Genomic DNA, 6,406 nt, shown 5'->3' on the forward strand with positions numbered 1-6,406 from the left:
GAAGGTGGCTGCCAGATTCCGATTGCGGCATATGCAACAATGTCAGATGATAAGGAAATTGCCTTAACAGCGTTGGTCGGCTCCCCTGATGGTAAAATCATATACAAAGAACAAGTTTATGGAAACAATCCTATTGAAGTGGGAAATGAAGCAGCGAAAAAATTAACAGACCTTGGTGCAAAGGATTTAATTGACCAAGTGAAAGAGGAGCTTAACCAGTAATGGAAGGCGAACAACCTCTTTTTGGAAAAATGATCTTAAATACTAGAGGTAAAAGTGGGGCTGCTGAATTTTCGAAGAGAATCCGAGCAGCCGGTGGAACTTCAATTGAAATCCCATTGCTAACGTTCCAAAAACCAAAAGACTCAAGTTTTATTGAATCTACAATAAAGAATTTACACACTTATGAATGGCTGATTTTTACGAGTAAAAATGGTGTTGATTACTTTTTTGATTATTATGATCAGGTTGTGGAAAAAGATAATCAAAAAATTCCAATGCCTAAAATAGCGGTTGTAGGTACAAAAACAGAGAAGGCATTGTTGGTTAAGGGGTATAAGCCTGAGTTGGTTCCAGATGAATTTATCGCAGAAGGTTTGTTCGAAAGTTTACAACCTTATGTAAAGAAGGGTGTCCGTTTTTTATTAGCCCGAGGCAATTTATCCCGTTCTTATTTAGTCGATGAACTAACGAAGCAAGGTGCTTTTGCTACCGATTTAATTGTCTATGAAACAGCTGGTGATTCCCATGAAAAGGAACGTTTACTAGAGCTATTACAAGCAAAAAAAATTGATATTATAACCTTTACCAGTCCATCAACAGTGAAGCAATTCTATAAAATGGTGGAACAAACTGAGTGGGAAGATTGGACAAAGGATGTCATTATTGCTTGTATTGGACCGGAAACAAGAAAAGCGGCCGAGCAATTACATATCCCAATTCATATTTGTCCTAAGAATTACACGACTGACCATTTACTGACTGAAATCATTGATTTTTTACAAACGTAAGGAGGAGAATAAGAGATGGAGAAATTACAATTTGCAAGACATCGGAGATTACGTCAATCTGCAAACATGAGAGCATTAGTACGTGAAACACATTTACATACTGATGATTTAATTTACCCATTATTCATTATGGAAGGGGAAAATAAAAAAATAGAAGTTTCCTCGATGCCTGGTGTCTATAATATTTCACTTGATTTACTCCAACAAGAGTTAGATGAAATTGTAGAGTTAGGAATTAAATCAGTAATTTTGTTTGGTGTGCCTATTGAAAAAGATGAGGTCGGTACAGGGGCCTATCATGATCACGGTATTGTTCAAGAAGCGACTCGAATTACAAAGGAAAAACATCCAGAGTTAATTGTCATTGCAGATACTTGTCTTTGTGAATATACATCACATGGGCACTGTGGAGTTATTGAGAACGGACAAGTACTTAATGATCCGTCGCTTGAATTATTAGCGAAAACAGCAGTAAGCCAAGCAAAAGCGGGTGCAGATATTATTGCACCATCTAATATGATGGATGGATTTGTGACTGCTATTCGTCATGGCTTAGATGAAGCCGGCTTTGAGAATGTTCCAATTATGTCTTATGCAGTAAAGTATTCATCTGCATTCTATGGCCCATTCCGAGATGCAGCCGGGAGTGCACCTTCCTTCGGTGACCGTAAAACCTATCAAATGGACTATGCAAACCGCTTAGAAGCAATGCGTGAAGCTGAATCTGATATTGAAGAAGGTGCAGATTTCCTAATCGTAAAACCAGCATTGTCATACTTAGATATCGTTCGCGATGTTAAAAACAATTTTAATGCACCAGTAGTTGCTTATAACGTAAGTGGTGAATATTCCATGATCAAAGCAGCATCCCAAAATGGCTGGATCAATGAAAAAGAGATTGTTTTGGAAATGCTAACAGGAATGAAACGTGCAGGAGCGGATCTAATCATTACGTATCATTCAAAAGATGTTGCTCGTTGGTTAAAACAAAACTAATTTAGTTCCTGTCCCTCATTAAACTGGGGGCAGGACCAATAAAAGAAAGGGGTTACGAAGATGAGAAGTTATGAAAAGTCAAAAGCGGCATTTTCAGAGGCTGTACATCTAATGCCGGGTGGGGTAAATAGTCCAGTTCGTGCTTTCAAATCTGTAAACATGGATCCAATCTTCATGGAGCGCGGGAAGGGATCTAAAATATATGATATCGATGGAAATGAATACATAGATTACGTCCTATCATGGGGACCGCTTATCCACGGCCATGCAAATGATCAAGTTGTTGAAGCCCTTAAAAAAACAACAGAATTGGGAACAAGCTTTGGAGCTCCGACCTTATCTGAAAATAAGCTTGCTAAGCTTGTAATTGAGAGAGTCCCATCAATTGAAATCGTCCGTATGGTGAATTCTGGAACAGAAGCAACAATGAGTGCTTTGCGTTTAGCCCGGGGTTATACAGGCCGTAATAAGATTTTGAAATTTGAAGGCTGTTATCATGGACATGGGGATTCATTATTGATTAAAGCAGGCTCAGGTGTTGCTACCCTTGGTCTACCTGATAGTCCAGGAGTTCCGGAAGGCATTGCCAAAAATACAATTACGGTTCCTTATAATGATTTAGAGGCAGTAAAATTCGCATTTGAACAGTTTGGAGAAGATATTGCTGGCGTGATTGTGGAGCCAGTCGCAGGAAATATGGGTGTTGTTCCACCACAGCCTGGATTCCTTGAAGGTCTTCGTGAGATTACAACAAAGCATGGAACATTGTTAATATTTGATGAAGTTATGACAGGTTTCCGTGTTGATTATAATTGTGCACAAGGCTATTTTGGTGTCACTCCTGATATCACTTGTCTTGGTAAAGTAATCGGTGGTGGTCTACCTGTAGGGGCATATGGTGGACGTGCAGACATCATGGAAAAAATCGCACCTGCTGGACCAATCTATCAAGCAGGAACACTTTCTGGTAACCCATTAGCAATGGCTGCTGGCTATGAGACCTTGTCACAGCTAAAACCGGAAGACTACACAGAATTTAAAAAGAAGGCTGATCGACTGGAAGTAGGACTTACAAAGGCAGCTGAAAAATATGACATCCCACATTGTATTAACCGTGCGGGATCAATGATTGGCTTTTTCTTTACAAATGAAAAGGTAATTAACTATGATGTTGCAAAAACATCGAATTTAGAGTATTTTGCATCATATTACCGTGAAATGGCAAATGAAGGAGTATTCCTTCCACCATCTCAATTTGAAGGACTTTTCCTATCAACAGCTCATTCTGAAGAAGATATCGAAAAAACAATTCAAGCGGCTGAAAAAGCATTTTCAAAACTAAAATAAGAAAAGGTATTAAGGCAGACCCAGGAATTTTCAACTGGGTCTGCCTTTTAACTTTATTCAGAAAACCCCAACCGAAATTAAGGAACTCAGACTAAGAACGTCACATCCTGTGACAACATCTGAGAGACCAACATCGTATTGACCCAAAGCCTCTGGTGGATGCCACGATTTTTAAAAGGAAATTTTACGAGCAGTAAGCTCAAAGACTAAATACGCCACATCCTGTGCAACGTCTTTATGACTCACTTCCTGTGGGCCAAAAAATCGGGAGCAAATACGCCAAGGCGCATTTGATTTTGAACTACTTCTTTAAGAACTTATCATAAATCACTTTAAACTAACATAAAAATTGTAATGTCATAGTAAATCTATTTAGAAGGAGACTGAAAGGAGGAGTAGCTGATGTCATCTGAAAACTTACGATTTTCAGTAGAGGAATCAGTCTGGTTTCAAAAGGGACAGGAAGTCTCAGAGCTCATCTCAATATCACTTGACCCAGATATTATAATTCAAGAGCATGACCAATATGTGTCCATTCGCGGTGCATTACAGCTAACAGGTGAATATCGAATAGATGTAATCAATGCCGAAGAGGAAGAACGAGACTTTGCCTCGGTTCGACTTGTAAATGAGGTAATCACACGTGAGGATGGGATAAGCGAACTAAACCATCGCTTCCCTGTCGATATTACGATTCCGCAAGATCGCGTTAAAAGCTTAGATGATGTATATGTTTTGATTGAAACATTTGACTATGAAATTCCAAAGCGTGGCTGTTTACAAATCGTTGCTGATTTAGCGATTAGTGGTATCCAAGGTGTTACTCAAGCGCCAAAAGAAGTAACAGCTGCCCAAGAGGTTATCAAACAAGAAGAACAACCTCCCGTTGTGGCTGAACAACCTGCTGAAGAGGAACTAGAGCTTGTAAGAAGTAGTTCGTTTGAAGAGGAAGAAGAAGAATTTCAAGTTTTTGACGAAGAAAATAGTGAAGAGGTAGAAGAATTTCAAGTTATTTTCGAACAGAATCGTGAAGACCTTGAAGAGGTAGTACTGCAAAGAAAAGAGAAAGTAGTGCTACATAATGAGGGAGAGGAACAGAAAGTTATTGCTGTAAGTGAACAGCAAGAAGAAGAAGCTGATGCAGATCTTTTTGTTCCTTTTGAAGTGGAAGCTAGAAAAGAGGTATATCAAGAACAAGAGGAAATTGAAGTTGTCGAAGCGGTTGAAGAGGAAGAGGTTCAAGTCGTTTTAAAACCTTCAATCGAAGTGAAAGCAAGACATGATAATCAACTAACCTTTGGATCTGACCACCAAAATAGAAAAGGCTCAACTGCTGCTATTCAGGAAAAAGAAGTGGTTCATGAACATAGAGAAGAACAAACGGAAGATGCTAAACGAAGTGAAAATGATTTATTATTAACCAAAATATTTGGCAGAGATGAAGTGGAAGACCATACGACGATGAAAATCTGTATCGTTCAGCATGGAGATTCATTGGAAAAGATTTCACAGCGTTATGATATAAGCGTACAACAATTAGTACGGGTTAATTCACTAAATACCGATTCCGTCTCTGAAGGACAGCTATTATATATCCCTGTCCAAGCAAATCATTAATAATAATCGATAGGGTGAGGAGAAGCCTCGCCCTGTTTTCTTTAAAAATGTATGGAAAGAGAGTGATTGGCCCAATGAATAATAACGATGTAAGTAGTATCGGGCCCATCTTAAAAAAATACAACCTGCAGCCCTCATCATTAGAACAACTCGGGAAAGTCACAAAAATCGTTACTAACAAAGGAATCTATGCTCTAAAATCCATTTCACACAAAATCAATCCGTCATTCCCCACTTTCCTTCAACAATTATTTCAACAGGGTTACACAAGGGCCGTACCCATTTATCCAACCGTCGAAGGAAATTACCTTGTCTATCATAATCAAAAATTTTATTACTTAATGCCATGGTTGAAAAGCAATGCACCTGAGCACCGTGTAGTTCATTATCATGCCTTTTTCACAGAAATCGCAAGGATTCATCTAACAACGGCAAGAAAACAGCAAATTAACGATGAAAACGATATAACAGGACATTATGAAACAATCATCAAAAAATGGGAAGAACGAAATCAGTTTTTGGAAGGATTCGTTGAAAAAGCAGAGGCAAAATGGTATATGTCTCCATTTGAACTCCAGTTCTGTACGTATTTTTATGAAATTAGTCTAGCATCGTCATTTGCAAGAACCCAGCTCAATAAATGGCATGAATTAATGGTAGAGAAGAAGTCTTTTCGTACTGCCTTGACACTAAATAATTTATCGGATACCCATTTTTTATATGATGAAAGCGGAAAAGGGTATCTTTCGAATTTTGAGAGGGCAGGCTATGCGAATCCAACAAATGATTTAGTGAGTCTCTATTATCGGATCTTAAAGACCTATCCGACCCTATGTACAGATTGTCTTGAGTGGTTTGATTCCTATCAAAGCCGTTTTCCATTATTGGAAGAAGAATTTTATCTCTTTTTAAGTCATTTTACGTTTCCAGAACCTATCTATCGGTGTGTACGCAATTATACCGAACAAAAACATAAGAAATCCGAACGTGAGCATGTCCAAGTTTTACAACGTGCATACTGGCAAACGAAAAACATTGAATTTGTTTCCGTAAAACTACTAGAGGCAGAACAAAAGAGAAAAGAGCAGGAAGAAGAAGAAGAATCCCATACGGAGTGAAGTATGGGATTTTCTAAATCCAATCTAAGTGAATGCATACAATAAGGAAAATTAAGATGGCTAAAAAAAATACATCAATCGTGGTTGGAATAAAAATAGTCCGAACCGCTTGAACAACTGTAATCGGAATAATAAATTGTGCACAAAAATCCCGAGTTTGACGCAGCCATTGGGGATAGGAGTATTTTCTAAAACGACCTCTTTTCATGCTGATCTCTCCCTTCAAGGAATCCTATAACTAGAATATGCTTGGAAGAGCATAATAGTTCCATTCAGTTAAAATCAAATGCGCTTTAGCGTTTTGCGCTCGATTTTTAG

General features: G+C 38.4%; 6 protein-coding genes and 1 pseudogene. 6 read left to right on the top strand and 1 reads right to left on the bottom strand.

What is annotated here, in order from left to right; all coding sequences use genetic code 11:
* From V7147_RS20425 to ysxE, 6 genes and pseudogenes are all read left to right on the top strand, one after another.
* Positions 1–222, top strand: a pseudogene (locus tag V7147_RS20425) (hydroxymethylbilane synthase); the annotation flags it as partial.
* On the top strand, positions 222–1,010 hold the full coding sequence (locus tag V7147_RS20430) for a uroporphyrinogen-III synthase (RefSeq protein ID WP_335369653.1): 789 nt from the start codon (positions 222–224) through the stop codon (positions 1,008–1,010). The pseudogene V7147_RS20425 and the gene V7147_RS20430, both read left to right, overlap by 1 nt.
* A 15-nt stretch (positions 1,011–1,025) precedes the next feature.
* A complete protein-coding gene (gene hemB, locus V7147_RS20435; protein WP_335369654.1) occupies positions 1,026–2,006 on the top strand; it encodes a porphobilinogen synthase in 981 nt (326 codons plus the stop codon).
* A gap of 60 nt (positions 2,007–2,066) precedes the next feature.
* On the top strand, positions 2,067–3,353 hold the full coding sequence (gene hemL / locus V7147_RS20440) for a glutamate-1-semialdehyde 2,1-aminomutase (protein ID WP_335369655.1): 1,287 nt from the start codon (positions 2,067–2,069) through the stop codon (positions 3,351–3,353).
* A 402-nt stretch (positions 3,354–3,755) separates the two neighbouring features.
* Positions 3,756–4,970, top strand: coding sequence for a stage VI sporulation protein D (gene spoVID, locus V7147_RS20445; protein WP_335369656.1), 1,215 nt, complete (start codon positions 3,756–3,758; stop codon positions 4,968–4,970).
* A 74-nt stretch (positions 4,971–5,044) separates the two neighbouring features.
* On the top strand, positions 5,045–6,088 hold the full coding sequence (gene ysxE, locus V7147_RS20450) for a spore coat protein YsxE (protein WP_335369657.1): 1,044 nt from the start codon (positions 5,045–5,047) through the stop codon (positions 6,086–6,088).
* 13 nt (positions 6,089–6,101) lie between these two features.
* Here ysxE and V7147_RS20455 read toward each other — a convergent pair whose 3' ends face one another.
* Positions 6,102–6,296: a hypothetical protein gene (locus V7147_RS20455; RefSeq protein ID WP_335369658.1), complete on the bottom strand. Its 195-nt coding sequence runs from the start codon at positions 6,294–6,296 to the stop codon at positions 6,102–6,104.
* Positions 6,297–6,406: the final 110 nt, after the last annotated feature.

Origin of the sequence: Bacillus sp. JJ1521, from assembly GCF_036965165.1 — a bacterium.
In the GTDB taxonomy this organism is placed as follows: Bacteria; Bacillota; Bacilli; order Bacillales; family Bacillaceae_L; genus Ferdinandcohnia.

Bases quoted from the DNA above. Each gene is read 5' to 3' on its own strand.
- spoVID (WP_335369656.1), top strand. From the start codon at position 3,756: ATGTCATCTGAAAACTTACGATTTTCAGTAGAGGAATCAGTCTGGTTT.
- hemL (WP_335369655.1), top strand. From the start codon at position 2,067: ATGAGAAGTTATGAAAAGTCAAAAGCGGCATTTTCAGAGGCTGTACAT.
- hemB (WP_335369654.1), top strand. From the start codon at position 1,026: ATGGAGAAATTACAATTTGCAAGACATCGGAGATTACGTCAATCTGCA.
- ysxE (WP_335369657.1), top strand. From the start codon at position 5,045: ATGAATAATAACGATGTAAGTAGTATCGGGCCCATCTTAAAAAAATAC.
- V7147_RS20455 (WP_335369658.1), bottom strand. From the start codon at position 6,296: ATGAAAAGAGGTCGTTTTAGAAAATACTCCTATCCCCAATGGCTGCGT.
- V7147_RS20430 (WP_335369653.1), top strand. From the start codon at position 222: ATGGAAGGCGAACAACCTCTTTTTGGAAAAATGATCTTAAATACTAGA.